This window comes from Aeromonas rivipollensis (assembly GCF_010974825.1).
Taxonomy (GTDB): domain Bacteria; phylum Pseudomonadota; class Gammaproteobacteria; order Enterobacterales; family Aeromonadaceae; genus Aeromonas; species Aeromonas rivipollensis.
Map to the genome: position 1 here is coordinate 41090 of NZ_JAAILA010000010.1, position 17388 is coordinate 58477.

16 protein-coding genes are annotated in these 17388 nt (G+C 62.9%); 5 read left to right on the forward strand and 11 right to left on the reverse strand.

All coding sequences use genetic code 11. The features are described from left to right. The first annotated feature begins 45 nt into the window (after positions 1–45). From G4923_RS06830 to G4923_RS06850, 4 genes are all read left to right on the forward strand, one after another. Positions 46–426 (forward strand): DUF1622 domain-containing protein, encoded by a 381-nt coding sequence (locus G4923_RS06830; protein WP_163136270.1) that lies wholly within the window; start codon positions 46–48, stop codon positions 424–426. Positions 427–618: 192 nt separating this feature from the next. Then, a complete protein-coding gene (locus G4923_RS06835; protein ID WP_163136272.1) occupies positions 619–2310 on the forward strand; it encodes an alpha-glucosidase in 1692 nt (563 codons plus the stop codon). Positions 2311–2649: 339 nt separating this feature from the next. Further along, positions 2650–4209, forward strand: coding sequence for an ABC-F family ATP-binding cassette domain-containing protein (locus tag G4923_RS06845; RefSeq protein ID WP_163136274.1), 1560 nt, complete (start codon positions 2650–2652; stop codon positions 4207–4209). A 10-nt stretch (positions 4210–4219) separates the two neighbouring features. Continuing rightward, entirely contained in the window at positions 4220–5359 is a 1140-nt protein-coding gene (locus G4923_RS06850; protein WP_163136276.1) for an MFS transporter, read from the forward strand. Positions 5360–5429: 70 nt separating this feature from the next. On the opposite strand, the gene G4923_RS06855 is transcribed toward G4923_RS06850, so the two are convergent. Continuing rightward, positions 5430–6794 (reverse strand): MDR family MFS transporter, encoded by a 1365-nt coding sequence (locus tag G4923_RS06855; protein ID WP_163136278.1) that lies wholly within the window; start codon positions 6792–6794, stop codon positions 5430–5432. A gap of 171 nt (positions 6795–6965) precedes the next feature. On the opposite strand from G4923_RS06855, the gene G4923_RS06860 reads away from it, so the two are divergent. Then, positions 6966–7562: an HAD family hydrolase gene (locus G4923_RS06860; protein ID WP_163136280.1), complete on the forward strand. Its 597-nt coding sequence runs from the start codon at positions 6966–6968 to the stop codon at positions 7560–7562. A gap of 94 nt (positions 7563–7656) precedes the next feature. On the opposite strand, the gene G4923_RS06865 is transcribed toward G4923_RS06860, so the two are convergent. The 10 genes from G4923_RS06865 to G4923_RS06910 all read right to left on the reverse strand — a co-directional run bounded on the left by G4923_RS06865 (position 7657) and on the right by G4923_RS06910 (position 17380). Further along, positions 7657–8454, reverse strand: coding sequence for a DUF1338 domain-containing protein (locus G4923_RS06865; protein WP_163136283.1), 798 nt, complete (start codon positions 8452–8454; stop codon positions 7657–7659). A 58-nt stretch (positions 8455–8512) separates the two neighbouring features. After that, positions 8513–9982: a succinylglutamate-semialdehyde dehydrogenase gene (gene astD / locus G4923_RS06870; protein ID WP_163136285.1), complete on the reverse strand. Its 1470-nt coding sequence runs from the start codon at positions 9980–9982 to the stop codon at positions 8513–8515. 65 nt (positions 9983–10047) lie between these two features. After that, on the reverse strand, positions 10048–11067 hold the full coding sequence (astA, locus tag G4923_RS06875) for an arginine N-succinyltransferase (RefSeq protein ID WP_025326162.1): 1020 nt from the start codon (positions 11065–11067) through the stop codon (positions 10048–10050). 75 nt (positions 11068–11142) lie between these two features. After that, the gene (locus G4923_RS06880) at positions 11143–12360 is read right to left on the reverse strand and encodes an aspartate aminotransferase family protein (RefSeq protein WP_163136287.1); all 1218 of its coding nucleotides are present in this window, start codon (positions 12358–12360) and stop codon (positions 11143–11145) included. A gap of 278 nt (positions 12361–12638) precedes the next feature. Beyond that, on the reverse strand, positions 12639–13220 hold the full coding sequence (locus G4923_RS06885; protein ID WP_163136289.1) for an aminodeoxychorismate synthase component II: 582 nt from the start codon (positions 13218–13220) through the stop codon (positions 12639–12641). A 352-nt stretch (positions 13221–13572) separates the two neighbouring features. Further along, on the reverse strand, positions 13573–13788 hold the full coding sequence (locus tag G4923_RS06890) for a hypothetical protein (RefSeq protein ID WP_106887541.1): 216 nt from the start codon (positions 13786–13788) through the stop codon (positions 13573–13575). A 123-nt stretch (positions 13789–13911) separates the two neighbouring features. Next, entirely contained in the window at positions 13912–14916 is a 1005-nt protein-coding gene (trpS, locus tag G4923_RS06895) for a tryptophan--tRNA ligase (protein ID WP_163136291.1), read from the reverse strand. A 17-nt stretch (positions 14917–14933) separates the two neighbouring features. Continuing rightward, entirely contained in the window at positions 14934–15599 is a 666-nt protein-coding gene (locus G4923_RS06900) for a phosphoglycolate phosphatase (RefSeq protein WP_163136293.1), read from the reverse strand. Continuing rightward, a complete protein-coding gene (gene rpe, locus G4923_RS06905) occupies positions 15589–16260 on the reverse strand; it encodes a ribulose-phosphate 3-epimerase (protein ID WP_106887543.1) in 672 nt (223 codons plus the stop codon). Before rpe ends, G4923_RS06900 begins: the two co-directional genes overlap by 11 nt. A gap of 247 nt (positions 16261–16507) precedes the next feature. After that, entirely contained in the window at positions 16508–17380 is an 873-nt protein-coding gene (locus G4923_RS06910; RefSeq protein ID WP_139745818.1) for a Dam family site-specific DNA-(adenine-N6)-methyltransferase, read from the reverse strand. Positions 17381–17388: the final 8 nt, after the last annotated feature.

The window sequence follows — 17388 nt, forward strand, 5'->3', positions numbered from 1 at the left end:
ATGCCGTGTTAAAAGTGTCTCTTTTGAATCAGGGAGGTGACCCTAGTGTTTGAGATAGCGAGCCTGAAAGAGGGCATGATGCACGGGGTCGAGCTGTTCCAGCTGCTGCTGGAGATCATCTCCATCGCCTGCGTGGTGATAGGGCTTGGCAAGACGCTCTGGCTGGCGGCGCGGGTGCGGGATCACGAGCCCGGTTTTCCGCGCATTCGCCTCTGCTTCGGCAGCTGGCTCATCCTGGCGCTGGAGTTCCAGCTCGCCGCCGATATCCTGGCCACCACGGTCGCGCCGAGCAAGGAGGAGCTGATCCGCCTCGCCATCATCGCGGTGATCCGCACCTTCCTGAACTACTTCCTCGGCAAGGAGCTGGACGCCCAGGCCGAACGCCAGCAGGCACCCGGCGCCGAACAGCCCGAGACGACCCGATAAGGGCCCATGCTGGCGACCATATGAGTACGCCGCCATCCCGACCGCCCCTGGTTCGGGATGGCGCCTTTGTGACCCTGCCCGCAGTTTTGGCTATCAGCCAACAATGGAACCCTTTTCAAGGCCCACCTCACCCTGTCGGCCCCGGCGCCCTCTGCGTAACATGGCAGGACCACTTTGCCACCGGCCACGCTGATGCATCCTCACCCCACCCTCACTCTCGATCAGTGCGTTATCTACCAGATCTACCCCATGAGCTTTCAGGACAGCGACGGCGATGGCATGGGGGACATCAATGGCATCCGCCAGCGCCTGGACCACCTGGCGACCCTCGGAGTCGACCTGCTCTGGCTCACCCCCGTCTACCCTTCCCCCAGACGGGACAACGGCTACGACGTGGCGGACTACCGCGCCATAGATCCCTCCTTTGGCACCCTGGCCGAGATGGACCTGCTGATAGCAGAGGCGGCCGCCCACGGCATGGGCATCATGATGGACATAGTCGCCAACCACACCTCCACCGAACATCAGTGGTTCAGGCAGGCGCTGGCCGGGGATCCCCGCTACCAGGCCTATTACGTCTTTCGGGACCAGGCCTTCGTCGATGCCCACCCGCTGGACTCCATCTTCGGCGGCAGCGCCTGGGAATACGTGCCGACGCTTGGCAGCTACTACCTGCACAACTTCGATGCGAGCCAGGCCGATCTCGACTGGGACAACCCGGCGGTGCGCGCCGAGATGGCGGAGGTGATCAACTTCTGGCTGGCCAGAGGCATCAAGGGGTTTCGCTTCGATGTGATCGACATGGTGAGCAAGGAGTGGTCGCCCCTTGCCATGAGCAACGGCCCCCGTCTGCACGACTATATCCGCGAACTCAATGGCGCCAGCTTCGGCGGCAAGGGGATCATCACTGTCGGTGAGACCTGGGGGGCAGATCTGGCCCAGATGCGGCACTATTCGAACCCGGATGACAGCGAGTTCAGCATGGTGTTCAACTTCGAGCACCTGGGGCTGGGGCGCGATAAATGGACCTCCCGCTTTGACCCCCTCAGCTTCAAAGGCGCCATGGCCCGCCACCAGAGCGGACTGCACGGCCAAGGCTGGAACAGCCTGTTTCTGGGTAACCACGACCTGCCCCGCGCCGTCTCCCGCTTCGGCGACGACAGCCCCGAGTGGCGCGAGCTGAGTGCCAAGCAGTGGGCCCTGGTGCTGCACATGATGCAGGGCACTCCCTTCATCTATCAGGGGGAGGAGCTTGGCATGACCAACCGCCGCTGGCAGCCAGAGGAGCTGCGCGATGTGGAGGCCATCAACTACAGCGCCAGCCAGCCGGGACTGGACCCCGCCGAGCTCGCCCGCCGCCTCGATGCCATCGGCCGCGACAACGCCCGCACGCCCATGCAGTGGGACTCGGGCCCCGGGGCCGGTTTCAGCACGGCAGAGCCCTGGATCGCGCTCAATGACAACTATATGGAGATCAACGCCGCCGAGCAGCTGGCCCGCCCCGACTCCCTGTTTCACTGCTATCGCCAGCTGATTGCATTGCGCAAGACCCATCCCGTCATTCGCCATGGCGACTTCGAACTGCTGGATGAGAACGATCCCCTGCGCATCAGCTACCGCCGCCGCTGGCGGGATCCGGCCACCGGCCAGACGCAGACTCTGCTGCTGCTCGCCAATCTCACCGCAACCCCCCTGCCCATGCCCCATTTCGACAAGCTAACCAGCGACGCCAGCTTGCTGATGGGCAACTACCCCAGCCAGCCAGAGCCCTGCTTTGCCCCCTACCAGACGGCGGTCTGGCTTCTTGTGGAGCCCGCCATGGCGCTCGCGCCAGACGAGCATAGAACCGACCGGAGCAGGCCAGTTCAGGGGCGAGCGGGTTGACTGTCCCCCGGAATCTGCGTATTTTGCGTCCAGATTTCATGTTGGACTGCTCTGCAATGTTGTACATCCTGTTCAAATGCTCTGTCAGGAGGCTGTGCTCCGTGCACTAACACGATGAAGTGTTGCCCGGAGCCACATCTCTTCTGAATCTTCATCAGATAGCGCTTGCGCCCTCCATAGAGGGAGGCGACCCCGCATCTGATGAGAACAGGAAAAAAGGCCGGCGAGATGCTTCATCGCCGGCCTTTTGTTTCTGATCTTCAGGACAAAGTTTCAATATTGCTTGAAACGGGGGCCGGTACGCCAAGTACCGCCCCCGTTTTTTAAGGATATAAAACCATGAGTCTGCTCAGCATTCACCATCTGACCTGTCACCTCGGTGACAAGACACTGTATCAGGACGCCAGCTTCACCCTGCTTCCCCGCGAACATATCTGCATCACGGGCAGGAACGGCGTCGGCAAAAGTACCCTGCTCAAGCTGCTCCAGGGGGAGCGCCAGCCTGACGCCGGGGATATCCTCTGGCAGCCCGGTCTTGACCGGGGTTACCTCGACCAGCATGCCGAGCTGGACGGGCAACTGACGATACGGGCATATCTGCAAACGGCCTTTGCCTCCCTCTATCGGGCCGAGGCGGAGATGATGGCCATCTATGCCAGCCCGGCGCGCTGTGCCCAGCCCCATCAGCTGGCACTGGCCGCCAGCCTCCAGACCACCTTGGAGAGCCAGTCGTTCTACCAGATAGAGAGCCGGAGCGACGAGGTGGCCGCCGGCCTTGGCCTCACCCAGCTTGGCATGCAGACCCGGCTGGCCAATCTGAGCGGCGGCCAGCGCCACAAGGTGATGCTGGCTGGCTTGCTGCTGCGCTCGCCGGATCTGCTGCTGCTCGATGAGCCGACCAACTACCTGGACAGCGCCCACGTGGCCTGGCTGGCAGCCTACCTGGACGGCTTCGCGGGCGCCTTCCTGGTGGTCTCCCACGACAGGGGTTTCGTGAACCGCATCGCCACCGGCATCTGTGATATCGATCGCCTGCAGCTTCGCAAATACCAGGGCAACCTCGACAAGGCCATGGCCCAGAAGGCCGCGAATGATGCCGCTCACGCCCGGCAATACCAGGCGCAGCAGAGGCAGATCGACAAGCTGGAGCTGTTCATTGCCAAGAACGGCGCCGGGGTCAACGCCAGCATAGCCAACGGCCGCAAAAAGCAACTGGCGCGCATCGAGCGCCTGGCCAACCCGGAGCGGGACAAGGGGGTCTCCCTCGCGTTTCGCAGCGCCGGGGGCGGCGGCCAGCAGGTGCTCGCCGCCTCTGAACTGGTCATCGGCCATGATAGCGCGCTGCTGGCGCCCCTGACCCTGACCCTGAGCCGGGGGGAGAAGGTGGTGATCGCCGGTTTCAACGGCGTCGGCAAGTCCACCCTGCTCAAGACACTGGCGGGAGAGCTGGCCCCCCTGCGCGGTCGGCTCAGCCTATCCCCCGGGGTCAAGGCGGGCTACTTCGAACAGGCGCTGCACTGGCCCCATCCGGATGCCAGCCCACTGGCCCTGGTGAAAGCCGCCTGCCCCGCCCTCGATGACAAGGGCGCCAGGCTGCATCTGGCCCGGGTCGGCATCAGGGGCAAGCTGGCACTGCAACCGATCGCCGCCCTGAGTGGCGGGGAGCAGACCAGGGTGAAGCTGTGCCGACTGGCCCTGCAACCCAGCAACCTGCTGATCCTGGACGAACCGACCACCCACCTGGATGCCGCCGTCAAGGCGGCCCTGCAACAGGCCTTGCAGGACTATGCCGGGACTGTGGTGGTGGTCTGCCACGAGCAGGCCTTCGTGGCCGACTGGCCGGATCGGGTGCTGGACATTCACTCCCTCGCGGCCACAGGCTCGGTATCACATGCGTAAGGTGAACATCATGCTATTGAAAGTATTGCTCTTTTTTATTGCGTTTCTGGTGGGTGCCGATGAGCTGATGCTGGGCCCCCTGCTGACCCCCATAGGCCGGGAGCTAGGGGTCCAGCCCGAGCGGGTCACGCTGTTTATCACCGCCTACAGCCTGGCGCTGGCGCTGATCGCCCCCCTGCTCGGCAGCCTCTCGGATCGCCTCGGCAGGGTGAGGATCATGCTGCCCGCCGCCCTGCTGTTCGGTGCCGCCTCCATAGCCACCGGCCTGGTCAATAGCTTCGAGTGGGGGTTGGCAAGCCGGGTGCTCACCGGTCTCGCCAGTGCCGGCATGCTGCCCATCGCCTTTGCCCTGGCGGCAGACGGCACGGGCAAAGATGCCATGAAGCGCATTGCCTGGGTGCAGTCCGGCCTGACGCTGGGCATGATAGCGAGCCCGGCGCTGGGGGCGCTGCTCGCTCAGTGGCACTCCTGGCGCGCAGCCTTTATCCTGCTCGGCCTCTGTGCCTGGGGGGTGGCGGCGGCCCTGGCCCTGCTGCCCGCCGGCAGGCCTTCGGCAGACATATCTGCGGCGCAGCAGGAGGAGAAGGGTGTCCGCCTGCTGGCCATCCCGGGTGCGGTCGGCGCCCTGCTGGCCATGTGCCTGGGCCTGGGGGGCGGCATTGGCCTCTTCAACCTGGTCGGCCAGCACCTGCGCGACACCCAGGGCCTGTCGATGGGGTCTGTGGGGCTCCTCTATGGGGCCCTCGGCATCATCAGCGTCATCGGCAACCTGCTGATGCCCCGCTTGTCTGGCCGGGTCGAGAGCGGGCGCGTCCTGATGCGCCTGGCCCTGGTGGTCTGCGTGCCGGCCAGCGTCGGCTTCTATCTCTCTCCCGCCTCACTGCCTGCCCTGCTGCTGCCGCTCGGGCTGTGGGCGCTGGCGGGCGGCATAGGATCCCCCGCCCTGCAGGGCCACATTGCCGGGCTCTCGTCGGCCCACAGGGGCATGTTGATGTCGCTGGCGATGACCATGATGCACCTCGGGGTGGCGCTCTGGTCCGCCGTCGCCGGGTTTGCCTACAGTGCGGGGCCTGTGGCCCTGGCGCTGCTAGCCATGGCGCTCTTTGGCGGGGCTATCGCCGCCCTGCGCCCCGTCAGCCTCCGGATCTGATGGGCAGCTCCCCACGCTCACACGCAACAAGGGCTCCCTCGGGAGCCCTTTTTTGTGTCAAGGAAGCGCATCAGGCCGGGATGCTGGCCAGCTCGTGGCGCTTCAATGCCAGCAGCGTGATGAGGAAGGCGGCGCTGGCGATCATTGCCATGCCCACATAGGTGGCGCTGAAACCCGGGGCCAGCTCGGCAGGACTCAGGCTCGCCAGGTTGTGGCTGGTCCCGGCCGGCAGGGCCCCGTGGAACAGCACGGCGCAGATGGCCACCCCGACCGCGCCCCCCAGCTCGCGACCGAAGTTGAATAACGACATGCCGATGCCGCGATCTTCTCGCGGCAGGGCGTTTTGCACCACCACAGAGAGAGCCGGCAGCACCAGCCCGAGCCCCAGACCGGCGAAGCCCAACCCCAGATTGGCAAAGAGATCGAAGTGAATTTGCCACAGAGCCAGCGCCGCCAGGGCGAAGCCCGCCACCACGAAGCGCTTGTAGTGACCGGTGCGACCTATGAGCTTGCCGCCGACGAAGGCCCCCGCCGTGATGCAGACCATGAAGATCACCATGTAGAGGCCGCTCTCGCTGGCCCCCATCCCCTTCTGCCACTGCATCTGCAGCGGCAGGTAGACCAGCACGGCGAACATCAGCAGTTGCGAGGCCAGCGCCAGCAGCACACTCACCAGATAACCGGGCAAGCGGGCCAGATGGGCGGGCAGTATGGGATCCTGGGCCCGCCGCTCCACCAGGATCAGCAGCAGCAGGGCAATCACCAGTCCTGCCGCCAGCCAGATGGCAGGCAGGGCTGTCTCGGGCGAGAGCAGCAGCAAGCTGAGCGTGGTGACGGTAATCAGCAGCCCCGCCCCCTTCCAGTCGAAGCGACTGTGGCGGCGCACATTGAGGTGGCCCAGGTTGCGGTTCACCAGCCAGAGCGCGAGCGCCCCGAGGGGCAGGTTGATCCAGAAGATCCAGCGCCAGCTGAGCTGCTCGGTGAAGTAGCCCCCTAGCAGGGGCCCGGCGATGCTGGAGACCGCATAGACCGCCGAGATATACCCCTGATACTTGCCCACCTCCCGCGGGGGAATGCAGTCGGCGATGACGGTGAAGGCCAGCGCGATCAGCCCCCCGCCCCCCAGCCCTTGCAGCACGCGGGCCGCCAGCAGGGTGGGCAGATCCTGGGCCAGGGCGCAGGCCACGGATCCCGCCAGAAACAGGCCTATGCCGATGTTGAGCATCCGCACCCGGCCGAACAGATCGCTCAGCTTGCCGTAGATGGGCAGGGCCGCGGTGGCCGCCAGCAGGTAGGCGGTGACCACCCAGGTGAGGGCGGCGCCGGCGTTCAGCTCGGCGCCTATGATGGGCAAGGGGGTGGTGACTATGCTCTTTTCCAACGAGCCCAGGGCGATCACCAGGGCCACGCTTGAGAAGACGGTTTTTGGGGACATAAAGAGGCTCGCTACTGTGAGATGCCGGCACCCGAGGCGCAGAGCACATTATTGTCTCATAAATCAGCAGCCCATGGTCAAACCCGCTGCCTTCCCCTACCATGACGGCGGTCGCGGCATAGGGGGAGCGGATCTGGTAGTGTGCTCTTTTAGCCGAGGAGGAAGCACCCCATGTCCGAGCAGTTCCGGTTTGAGCAATACGATGCCCTGATCTTCGATATGGACGGCACCCTGGTGGACTCCATGCCCCTGCACCTGGATGCCTGGGAGGCAACCAGCGCCGAATTCGGCCTGCCGTTCGATCGGGTTCAGCTCAATGAATACGGCGGCATTCCCACCCGCAAGATAGTCGCCATGCTGGCCGAGCAGCACGGGCTGGAGATCGATGTGGAGGCCTTCGCCCGCCGCAAGATAGCCCTCTATCTGGAGCATATCGACAAGGTCAGCGTCTTCCCCGCCATGTGGGAGCTGGTCAAGCGCTGCCACGGCAAGGTGCCCATGGGCATAGGCACAGGCTCAACCCGGGATCATGCGACGCACATACTGAGAAATACCGGCCTGGATGCCTTCATCCCAGTGCTGGTGAGTGCCGACGACGTGACCAACCACAAGCCCCATCCCGACACCTTCCTGAAAGTGGCCGAGCTGCTCGGCGCCAACCCGGCCAACTGCCTGGTGTTCGAAGACACCCCCATCGGCATAGAGGCAGGCAAAGCCGGCGGCATGGCGACTGTGCTCGCCACCGAGGGCGAACTGCAGCGGGTGTGACGCCAAACCAAGGCACCGGGCCCACGACGCGCTTCACCCTGCTCCCTTAAAAAACAAAACGCCCCATCTGGGGCGTTTTTAGTGGGCGGGGCAATCACATGGCGTTGGTGGATTCGAAGATCTTGTCCGCCGACGCCTCGACGAAGCCCGGGTAGAGCACACCGTCCGGCTGCGGGTAGCGCCGGGCAAACTCGTAGAAGCAGCTCGGTATGGCGCGCACGCCGTCGCTGAAGGCAACCTCGGCCTTGTCCGCCATGGTGGAGGATTGCTCCAGCATCACCTGCGGGTCCCCTTTCACCTCGCCGCCCACGGTATTGAGCACAAAGCCCGCCGCCTTCAGGGCCGAGTTGACCTCTTCTATGGTCTCAAAATCCCTCAGGCGGTTGATATTGACCGTGAAGTGGTTGGCACGATAACCCCAGGCAGCCATCCAGGCTGCGTACTCGCTCTCCGCCAGCAGGGTCTGGTAATCGCTCCAGGAGACCTGCCAGGGCGCCCCTGTGTAGAGGAAGGCCGGGGTATCGGTCAGGTGATCGGGCACCTGATCCACCAGCTTGTGGATAATGGCCTGGGCGCCTTCCGAGAGCTCTTCCACCTTCAGCTCGCTGATGAACACCTTGGGGGCGTCCGGGTCTGAGTGCTCGAAGTGTTTGGCATAGAGCTTCTTGGCCTTGAACACATACTCGCCCTTCTCCTCATACCCCAAGGCACGGAAGTGGGCCGCCAGTTTCTCGAGACCGAGCTTGGGCAGGTTGTAGGTCCGAAACGCCACGTGATCGTTGATGATGGGAGCACCGCCCCCCAGCAGTTGGTGAACCTTGTGGGCACTGGGGGTGACTTGAATGTAGTTGTCCCACAGATGGCCAAACAGGGTCTCGATATCCTTTTGCATCTCTCTTTCCTTTGATTGCGGGTACAGACAAGGGCACCTGTTCAGTGCCCCTTTGTTATTAGAAGGTCAGACCGGGGGACAGCTGATCCGGCATGGCGGCCTTGCTGTCTTCCACCGAGGCGACCGGGTACGCACAGTAGTCGGCGGCGTAGTAGGCGCTCGCCCTGTGGTTGCCGGAGGCACCTATGCCGCCGAAGGGCGCGGCGCTGGAGGCACCGGTGATGGGCTTGTTCCAGTTGACTATGCCGGCGCGGATCCGCTTGAAGAAGTGCTGCCAGTCCGCTTCGCTGTCGCCGAGCAGGCCGGCCGAGAGGCCGAAGCTGGTGGCGTTGCCCTGATCGATGGCGGCATCGAAGTCGTCGTAACGAATGAGCTGCAGCAGCGGGCCGAAGTACTCTTCGTCAGGCAGTGCCGCCACGGCAGTCACGTCTATGATGCCGGGGGAGACGAAGCCGGTGCCGGCTTCCAGGTGCTTGAGGCTGAGCAGGCTCTCACCGCCGAGCGCTTGCAGGTTGGCCTGCGCCTCGACCATGCCCAGCGCCGCCTTCTCGCTTATCATGGCGCCCATAAAGGGTTGTTCGGCGGCGTCATAGAGACCGACCCTGATCTGGCCGACCACCTCCACCAGGCGTTTCACCAGGGCATCCCCCTTAGTGCCGCGCTCCACGAACAGGCGGCGGGAGCAGGTGCAGCGCTGACCGGAGGTGATAAAGGCAGATTGCACGATGGCATGGACGGCACCGTCGATGTCGCTCACGTCTTTCACGATCAGCGGGTTGTTGCCACCCATCTCGAGGGCCAGGATCTTGCCCGGCTGACCAGCAAACTGCTGGTGCAGGAAGTGGCCGGTGCGCGACGATCCGGTGAAGAAGAGGCCATCGATATCCGGGTTGCCCGCCAGGGCCTTGCCGGTCTCCACTTCGCCCTGCACCAGGTTGAGCACCCCCTTGGGCAGCCCAGCCGCCTGCCAGATCTTCAGCATGGCCTCGGCCACCATGGGGGTCAGCTCTGAGGGCTTGAACACCACGGCGTTACCCGCGATGAGCGCCGGCACTATGTGACCGTTGGGCAGGTGGCCCGGGAAGTTGTAGGGGCCGAACACGGCGACCACGCCGTGGGGCTTGTGGCGCACGAACGCCTTGGCGCCCGGCATGGGGTTCTCGACTGTGCCGGTGCGCTCGTCATGGGCGCGGATGGAGATGGCGATCTTGCCCTGCATGGCCGCCACTTCGGTGCGGGTCTCCCACAGCGGCTTGCCGGTCTCCCGGGCTATGGTCAGGGCCAGCGCCTCCTTGTGCTCGCCGAGCAGATCGGCATAGCGGCGCACTATGGCCAGACGATCCTCGAGGGCCAGATCGGACCAATGGTAGAAGGCCGCGCGGGCCGCCTTGACGGCGGCATCCACCTGGGCTGCGCTCGCCGCCTCCCCCTGCCAGATCACTTCGTTCCTGGCCGGATCTTTTGATTCGAACGGCTTGCCTTCACCGGCCAGCCACTGGCCATCGATAAACTGGACTAAAGACATCATCAATTCACTCCCTGTGGTGCACAGGCCGCCTCGGCAGCCTGTTTCAATGCGGTGATATGGACCCGTTATTCCAGATCGACGACCCGAACCATGTCGCCACTCTCCACCTTGAGGGCGGCCGCCATCTTGGGCGGAATGATGGCTTCGTGCTTGTCCAGATCGACCCGGATGTTGCCGTAGCAGGCGCGGTATTGCTCGAACCTGGCGTTGCAGACGAGGTAGGTGTGACCGCCGATGGGCTCACCCACCAGCACCGCCAGCTTCTGGCTGCGGCGCACGCTGCGGATGTGCTTCACGTCGCACTCGACTGTGGGGCCGGCATCGAAGATGTCGACATAGCCACGGTTCACGAAGCCCTCGTCCTGCAGCATCTTGATGGCAGGGCGGGTCTTCTCGTGGGTCTGGCCGATGACGGCCCGCGCCTCGTTGCTCAGCAGATTGACGTAAATCGGGTACTTGGGCATCAGCTCGGCGATGAAGCGCTTCTTGCCAATGCCGGTGAGGTAATCGACGGTGGGAAAGTCCATCGAGAAGAAATGCTTTTGCAACCACTCGTAGAAGGGGCTGTGACCGTTCTCATCGGAGACGCCGCGCATCTCGGCGAAGACGGTCTTGTCAAACAGCTCGGGGTGCTCGGCCATGAACAGGAAGCGGTGCTTGGAGAGCAGACGGCCATTGAGCCCCTCGCGGGCACATTCGCGCAGAAACAGGGTGCAGAGCTCGGAGTTGCCAGTGTAGTCGTTGGAGAGCGTGAGCGTCTCGACCACGTTGTAGATGCCGAGCTTGGGGGAAGAGTGCACCACCTTGCCGATGTGGTAGTTGTAAAACGGCTGGGACAGGCCGACCGCCGCGTCTATGGCGCAGGTACCGACCATCTCGCCGGTCTCCAGGTCTTCGGCCACGAAGAAGTAGAGGCAATCGCCTTTGCCGGCGGGCTTGTCCAGGAAGGTCTGGGTCGAGGCATCGATCTTGCGTTGCAGCAGTTCATCGTTGACCGGCAACGAGGTCATGCCGGTGCCGGATTCGATGGCACAGGTCTTGAGGCCGGCGAAGTCGCGCTGCTCGATAGGACGGATAACCAACATAAATGACAACTCCCTTTCATTGACGACAGGTGGGGTCCCGGCTCCTGCCGGGAGGGCTCCCCACCTCAACTTGGATCAGGCGTTAACCACCTGAGCGACCGCTTTTTCGAACCGTGCCAACCCTTCCTTGATGTCCGCTTCCGGAATAACCAGTGAGGGTGCGAAGCGCACCACGTTGGTGCCTGCCACCAGTGCCATCAGCCCCTGATCGATGGAGGCCAGCAGGAAGTCGCGGGAGCGCCCCTTGAAGTCATCGTTCAGCACGGCGCCCAGCAGCAGGCCCTGGCCACGCACTTCGCTGAAGCAGTGGTACTTGGCGTTGATGGCGGCGAGACCGTCGCGGAACAGCTGCTCGCGCTGCTTGATACCGCTCAGCACTTGTGGGGTGTTGACCACGTCCAGCACGGCTTCGGCCACGGCGCACGCCAGCGGGTTGCCGCCGTAGGTGGAGCCGTGAGTGCCCACTTTCAGGTGAGAAGCTATCTCGGTGGTGGTCAGCATGGCGCCGATGGGGAAGCCGCCGCCGAGCGCCTTGGCGCTGGTGAGGATGTCCGGCGTGACGCCAAGGCCCATGTAGGCGAACAGCTCGCCGGTACGACCGACCCCGGATTGCACCTCGTCATAGACCAGCAGGGCATTGTGCTTGTCGCACAGCTCACGCACGCCCTTGGCAAACTCGTCGGTGGGGCTGATGATGCCACCCTCACCTTGCAGCGGCTCCATCACCACGGCGCAGGTATTATCGGAGATGACGGAGGCCAGCTCGGCCAGATCGTTGTAGGTCACATGGGTGATGTCGGCCGGCTTGGGACCGAAACCATCGGAGTAGGCCGCCTGGCCGCCGACGCTCACGGTGAAGAAGGTACGGCCATGGAAGCCCTGGTGGAAGGCGATGATCTGGGTCTTGTGGGCACCGAACTTGTCGATGGCGTAACGACGGGCCAGCTTGAGGGCGGCTTCGTTCGCTTCGGCGCCGGAGTTGCAGAAATAGACCTTATCGGCAAAGGTGGCGGCGACCAGCTTCTTGGCCAGGCGCAGGGCAGGCTCGTTGGTCATCACGTTGGAGAGGTGCCACAGCTTCTCGCCCTGGGTTTTCAGGGCTTCGACCAGCTTGGGATGGCAATGGCCCAGACCATTGACCGCGATCCCGCCCGCGAAGTCGACATACTCGCGGCCTTCCTGATCCCAGACACGTGATCCCTCACCGCGCACCGGAATGATCTTGGCCGGCGCATAGTTGGGAACCATCACTTCATCAAACACTTCACGTGTCACTGCCAACAACTCTGACATATTGCTCTCCTGCTATATCGCGGCAGAATAATCCACCGCCCAAAAGTTAAATCCGTGTAAACGTGGCGAAATTATCACAGAAAAAAAGTAAAAAGTCTGTAACTTAACCGCCAATGAGGAACAATGTTCGATTGCCTGTGAGATTTTAGGCAACCGCATTGCATAACGGCTCAGGGGGTGTTGGCAAGAGATAATTTGGGCAGGAAGCAGGGTGAATAAAGTGTCAGGGAAAATTTTTTTGGCCTCATTTCGATTATGAGACGAGGATCACGATTTTTTCAGGAAACGGCCAAAAAGTTGGCCAGCAACTGGTGCCCCTGCTCGCTCAAGATGCTTTCCGGGTGGAACTGAACCCCCTCCAGTGCCAGTGTTTTATGCCGCAGCCCCATGATCTCGTCCATGGAGCCATCGGCGTGCTCGCTCCAGGCGGTGATCTCGAAGCAATCGGGCAGGGTCTCGCGCTCCACGATGAGCGAATGGTAGCGGGTGACCCGCAGCGGATCCTTGAGCCCCTTGAACACCCCCTCCCCCCGATGGCGGATGAGGGAGGTCTTGCCGTGCATCACCTGACGGGCACGGACCACACGGGCACCAAACGCCTGGGCCAGGGACTGATGGCCGAGGCAGACGCCGAGGATGGGGATCTCGCCGGCAAAACGGGAGATGGCAGCCAGGGAGATGCCCGCTTCATTGGGCGTGCAGGGGCCGGGGGAGATCACCAGATGACAGGGGGCGAGCCTGACTATCTCGTCCAGGCTCAGCTCGTCGTTGCGCCTGACCTGCACCTCCTGACCCAGGGCGCCAAAATATTGCACCAGGTTCCAGGTAAAGGAGTCGTAGTTGTCGATGAGTAGCAGCATGAGAGAGCCCAGGGAATAGAACAGAGACGGTGATCGGACTGCCCATGCCGGCCGTCCACGGACAAACGCCGCGCATTCTGGCATGTCTGCCCCCGTTAATAAACCGCTGAGGGGCTATGCGCGGGTATGGATGGCAGCCTCATTTCTGCAAGACCAACTCTCTGCCATCTCGATGGCATTGTCCCATGCAACTCATCCCCTTTAGCGAGGAAGCGGACGAGCGCAGACAGAAGACGCCGGATAGTCCATGACTGGGCAGGGGAACAGGGGAAAAAGACGGAACAAGGCGCAAGGGCCGAAAGCGGAGTGTGAAATGGCGGCCCATCGGCAGATGGGCAGAGCCCGGGAGCGCCTAGCGATCCAGATAACGCCCCTGCTCCAGCTCGCGCTCGCGCTGGCATTCGGCCAGATAGATGGCGGCGGCAATGGCGGGGGTCTTGTGGTGCTTGTCGATGGCATTGGAGACCATCAGCTGCAGGGTGTTGAGGTTCTTGGCCTTGCGGAACTTGCGCAGCCAGTGGCCCTTGTCACTCAGTTCTTCAATCACTGTATTTGATTCGACAGACATGCTTTCTCTTGGGGCAAGCGCCCGCGTTTGACATTGGAAGAGGAGATGACGAACCAGGGGTCGGGTAAAACAAAGAAAGCCAGGCAAATACCCAGCTCTCTACAACTACACCTTCCCAGTATGTCAGGCTCGAGGAACGAAGCCGACGGCATTATATACGCTGATCAGGGTTTTTTCAGCCCTTTCCCGCGCCTTTTGTGCGCCAGCCGCCAAAATTGCCTGCAGATGAGTCTCATCCTGACGCAACTCGCGGAAGCGGGCCTGGATGGGCTCCAGCAGGGCGACCACGGCATCGGCCGTCTCGCTCTTGAGGTGGCCGTACATCTTGCCCTCGAAGTGCTGCTCGAGCTCGGGGATGGAGCGACCTGTCACACCGGACATCAGGGTCAGCAGGTTGGAGACCCCCGGCTTGTTCTCAGGATCGAAGCGCACCACGGCCGGCTCATCCGAGTCGGTCATCGCCCGCTTGATCTTCTTGACGATCTGCTTGGGATCTTCCAGCAGGCCGATGAAGTTCGCCTCGTTGTCGTCGGACTTGGACATCTTCTTGGTGGGATCCTGCAGGCTCATCACCCGGGCACCGTCGGTCGGGATGAAGGGCTCAGGCAGGGTGAAGACCTCACCGTAGAGGTTGTTGAACCGGGTGCAGATGTCGCGGGTCAGCTCCAGATGCTGCTTCTGGTCGTTGCCGACCGGCACCTGGTTGGCCTGATAGAGCAGGATGTCCGCCGCCATCAGCACCGGATAGCCGAACAGGCCGACGTTGACGTTGTTCTCGAAACGGGCGGACTTGTCCTTGAACTGGGTCATGCGCGACAGTTCGCCCATCTGGGTATAGCAGTTCAGGATCCAGCCGAGCTCGGCGTGCTGGGGCACGTGGGACTGGATGAAGACGGTGCTCTTGGCCGGATCTATGCCGACCGCCAGATAGAGGGCGGCGGCATCCAGGCAGGCCTTGCGCAGGGCGGCAGGCTCCTGGCGGGTGGTGATGGCGTGCAGATCGACGATGCAGTAGAGGCAGTCGAAGTCATCCTGCATGTTGACCCACTGACGCAAGGCGCCCATGTAGTTGCCTATGGTCAGCTGGCCCGAGGGTTGGGCCCCGCTCAATACGATTGGTTTAGCCATGAATGTGTTGATCCTTGTTATTCAGCCAAGAGGGCATCGAGCTCTGCAAACTGCTCGCATACCCAGTCAGGGCGGGAATCTGCGATGGGGCGGCCATAGTTGTAGCCGTAGGTGAGCCCCACCACCTTCATGCCGGCAGCCTGGGCGGCCAGCACATCATTTTCGGAGTCTCCCACCATAAGGGTACGGGACGGGCTGACCCCCAGCTCCTGGCAGGCGTGCAGCAACGGATCCGGGCTCGGCTTCTTGACGGGCACGCAGTTGCCCCCCAGCCAGAGCGCGAAGCAGTCGCCGATGCCGAGGGCATCCAGAATGGGCTGCACGAAGTGACTCGGCTTGTTGGTCACCACGGCTTGGCGGTAACCGAGCGCCTGCAGGCGGCGCAGGCTCTGCTCCACCCCGTCATACATGGCCAACCCTTGCAGCAGGCAGGCCTGATAGTGCTGGTCAAACAGGGGGCGGGCCTTGGCAAACAGTTCGGGCGCCTCGCGATAGTCCAGCGCGCGCTGGATCAGCTTGTCGGCGCCATTGCCGACCCAGGTGCGCACCACGGCCTCATCGGCCTCGGGCAGCCCCAGATCGGTCAGGGTGCGGTTGACCGCCAGCGCCAGTTGGGAGGCGCTGTCAATCAGGGTGCCATCCAGATCGAACAGCACCAGATCGAAGGGACGTTCAACGGACATGAGCCAGCTCCGCCCGCATCTGATCGATCACCGCCTTGTAATCCGGCTTGCCGAAGATGGCGGAGCCCGCCACGAACATGTCAGCCCCGGCGGCGGCGATCTCGCGGATGTTCTCCACCTTGACGCCACCGTCGATCTCGAGGCGAATGTCACGGCCGCTCTCGTCGATCAGACGACGCACCTGACGCAGCTTGTCGAGGGTGCCAGGGATGAAGCTCTGACCACCAAAGCCCGGGTTGACCGACATCAGCAGGATCACGTCCAGCTTGTCCATCACGTACTCGAGGCAGGTGAGCGGCGTGGCCGGGTTCAGCACCAGACCGGCCTGGCAGCCCTGCTCCTTGATGAGACCCAGGGTACGGTCCACGTGATCGGAGGCTTCCGGGTGGAAGGTGATCAGGTTGGCACCCGCCTTGGCGAAATCGGGGACGATGCGATCCACCGGCTTGACCATTAGGTGCACATCGATGAGCGCCTCGATGCCGTAGTCGCGCAGAGCCTGACAGACCATGGGGCCTATGGTCAGGTTGGGGACATAGTGGTTGTCCATCACGTCGAAGTGCACCACGTCGGCCCCGGCGGCCAGCACCTTGGCCACATCCTCGCCCAGGCGGGCAAAGTCGGCGGAGAGGATAGAGGGGGCAATCAGAAAGTCTTTCATCAGCGTCATCCATTGGCAGCGTGGCAGAAAAAGCGGCGCAATTTTATCGCAAATGGGCGATGAAAACGACCCGCACGTACAGGGAATGCGGACCGCAGGTGCAGAAGACGCGGGCCGCGAGTCTCGCCGCAAAGGCGGGATGAAAACGAACCGCACCTGCAGAAGACGCGGGCCTTGCACTTGCCCCACCAGACAGGTGACTGCCCGGGCAGAAACGACAACGGTCCCCGCAGGGACCGTTCATGACTCAACCGACAGAGACCAGCTCGGCCTCGCCGGGGTAATGGCCCTGCTCGGGGGCTATGCCAGGCGGGTAGAGCGCCAGCAGCTCGGCCACCTTGTTGCGGCTGCCACCGTTGCGGCTGATGGTGCGCTTGACCAGGATCTCGTCCAGCCGGGCACCGCGATAGAGTTCCCGGGTCAGCTCGATGTCGTGATTGCTGATGAGCACGGGCACCCCCTTGTGGGCGGCAGTATGGCGCGCCAGCCTGGCCAGCAGGGCCTGATCATCCAGGGTGAAGCCACCGGCCGAATAGCTGGTGAAGCTCGCCGTGGTGGAGAGCGGCGCATAGGGGGGATCGCAGTAGATCACCCAGTCTTCCTCCGCCCTGGCCATGGCATCGGCATAACTCTCGCAGATAAAGGTCGCCTTCTGGGCCTTCTCGGCGAAGGCCCACAGCTCTTTCTCCGGAAAATAGGGCTTCTTGTACGAACCGAACGGCACGTTGAAGCCGCCCTTCTTGTTGTAGCGGCACAGGCCGTTGAACCCGTGGCGATTCAGAAACAGGAATAGCTGAGCCCGTTCGAACCCGGCTTCGGTCTGGTTGAACTGGGTGCGCAACCGATAATAGGCAGTCTTGTGGTTGTGCTCGGCCACAAACAGCTTGCGCGCCTCGTGGATGAAGTTGTCCGGCTGCCGCTTGAGATGGTTGTAGAGACCGATCAGATCCGGATTGATGTCGTTGAGCACATAGGCATCGTAATCCGTGTTGAGAAACACGGAGCCCGCTCCGACGAAGGGCTCCAGCAACACACGCCCGGCCGGCAAGCGCTCGGCAATCTCTTCGACCAGGGAGTATTTTCCCCCGGCCCATTTTAAAAACGCGCGTGTTTTTTTCATGGAAGTCC

What these genes read in the sequence shown, in the direction of transcription:
- G4923_RS06845 (WP_163136274.1), top strand. Translation starts at nt 2,650, where the DNA reads ATGAGTCTGCTCAGCATTCACCATCTGACCTGTCACCTCGGTGACAAG.
- G4923_RS06855 (WP_163136278.1), bottom strand. Translation starts at nt 6,794, where the DNA reads ATGTCCCCAAAAACCGTCTTCTCAAGCGTGGCCCTGGTGATCGCCCTG.
- G4923_RS06885 (WP_163136289.1), bottom strand. Translation starts at nt 13,220, where the DNA reads ATGCTGCTACTCATCGACAACTACGACTCCTTTACCTGGAACCTGGTG.
- astA (WP_025326162.1), bottom strand. Translation starts at nt 11,067, where the DNA reads ATGTTGGTTATCCGTCCTATCGAGCAGCGCGACTTCGCCGGCCTCAAG.
- G4923_RS06910 (WP_139745818.1), bottom strand. Translation starts at nt 17,380, where the DNA reads ATGAAAAAAACACGCGCGTTTTTAAAATGGGCCGGGGGAAAATACTCC.
- G4923_RS06835 (WP_163136272.1), top strand. Translation starts at nt 619, where the DNA reads ATGCATCCTCACCCCACCCTCACTCTCGATCAGTGCGTTATCTACCAG.
- trpS (WP_163136291.1), bottom strand. Translation starts at nt 14,916, where the DNA reads ATGGCTAAACCAATCGTATTGAGCGGGGCCCAACCCTCGGGCCAGCTG.
- rpe (WP_106887543.1), bottom strand. Translation starts at nt 16,260, where the DNA reads ATGAAAGACTTTCTGATTGCCCCCTCTATCCTCTCCGCCGACTTTGCC.
- astD (WP_163136285.1), bottom strand. Translation starts at nt 9,982, where the DNA reads ATGATGTCTTTAGTCCAGTTTATCGATGGCCAGTGGCTGGCCGGTGAA.
- G4923_RS06900 (WP_163136293.1), bottom strand. Translation starts at nt 15,599, where the DNA reads ATGTCCGTTGAACGTCCCTTCGATCTGGTGCTGTTCGATCTGGATGGC.
- G4923_RS06850 (WP_163136276.1), top strand. Translation starts at nt 4,220, where the DNA reads ATGCTATTGAAAGTATTGCTCTTTTTTATTGCGTTTCTGGTGGGTGCC.
- G4923_RS06865 (WP_163136283.1), bottom strand. Translation starts at nt 8,454, where the DNA reads ATGCAAAAGGATATCGAGACCCTGTTTGGCCATCTGTGGGACAACTAC.
- G4923_RS06890 (WP_106887541.1), bottom strand. Translation starts at nt 13,788, where the DNA reads ATGTCTGTCGAATCAAATACAGTGATTGAAGAACTGAGTGACAAGGGC.
- G4923_RS06880 (WP_163136287.1), bottom strand. Translation starts at nt 12,360, where the DNA reads ATGTCAGAGTTGTTGGCAGTGACACGTGAAGTGTTTGATGAAGTGATG.
- G4923_RS06860 (WP_163136280.1), top strand. Translation starts at nt 6,966, where the DNA reads ATGTCCGAGCAGTTCCGGTTTGAGCAATACGATGCCCTGATCTTCGAT.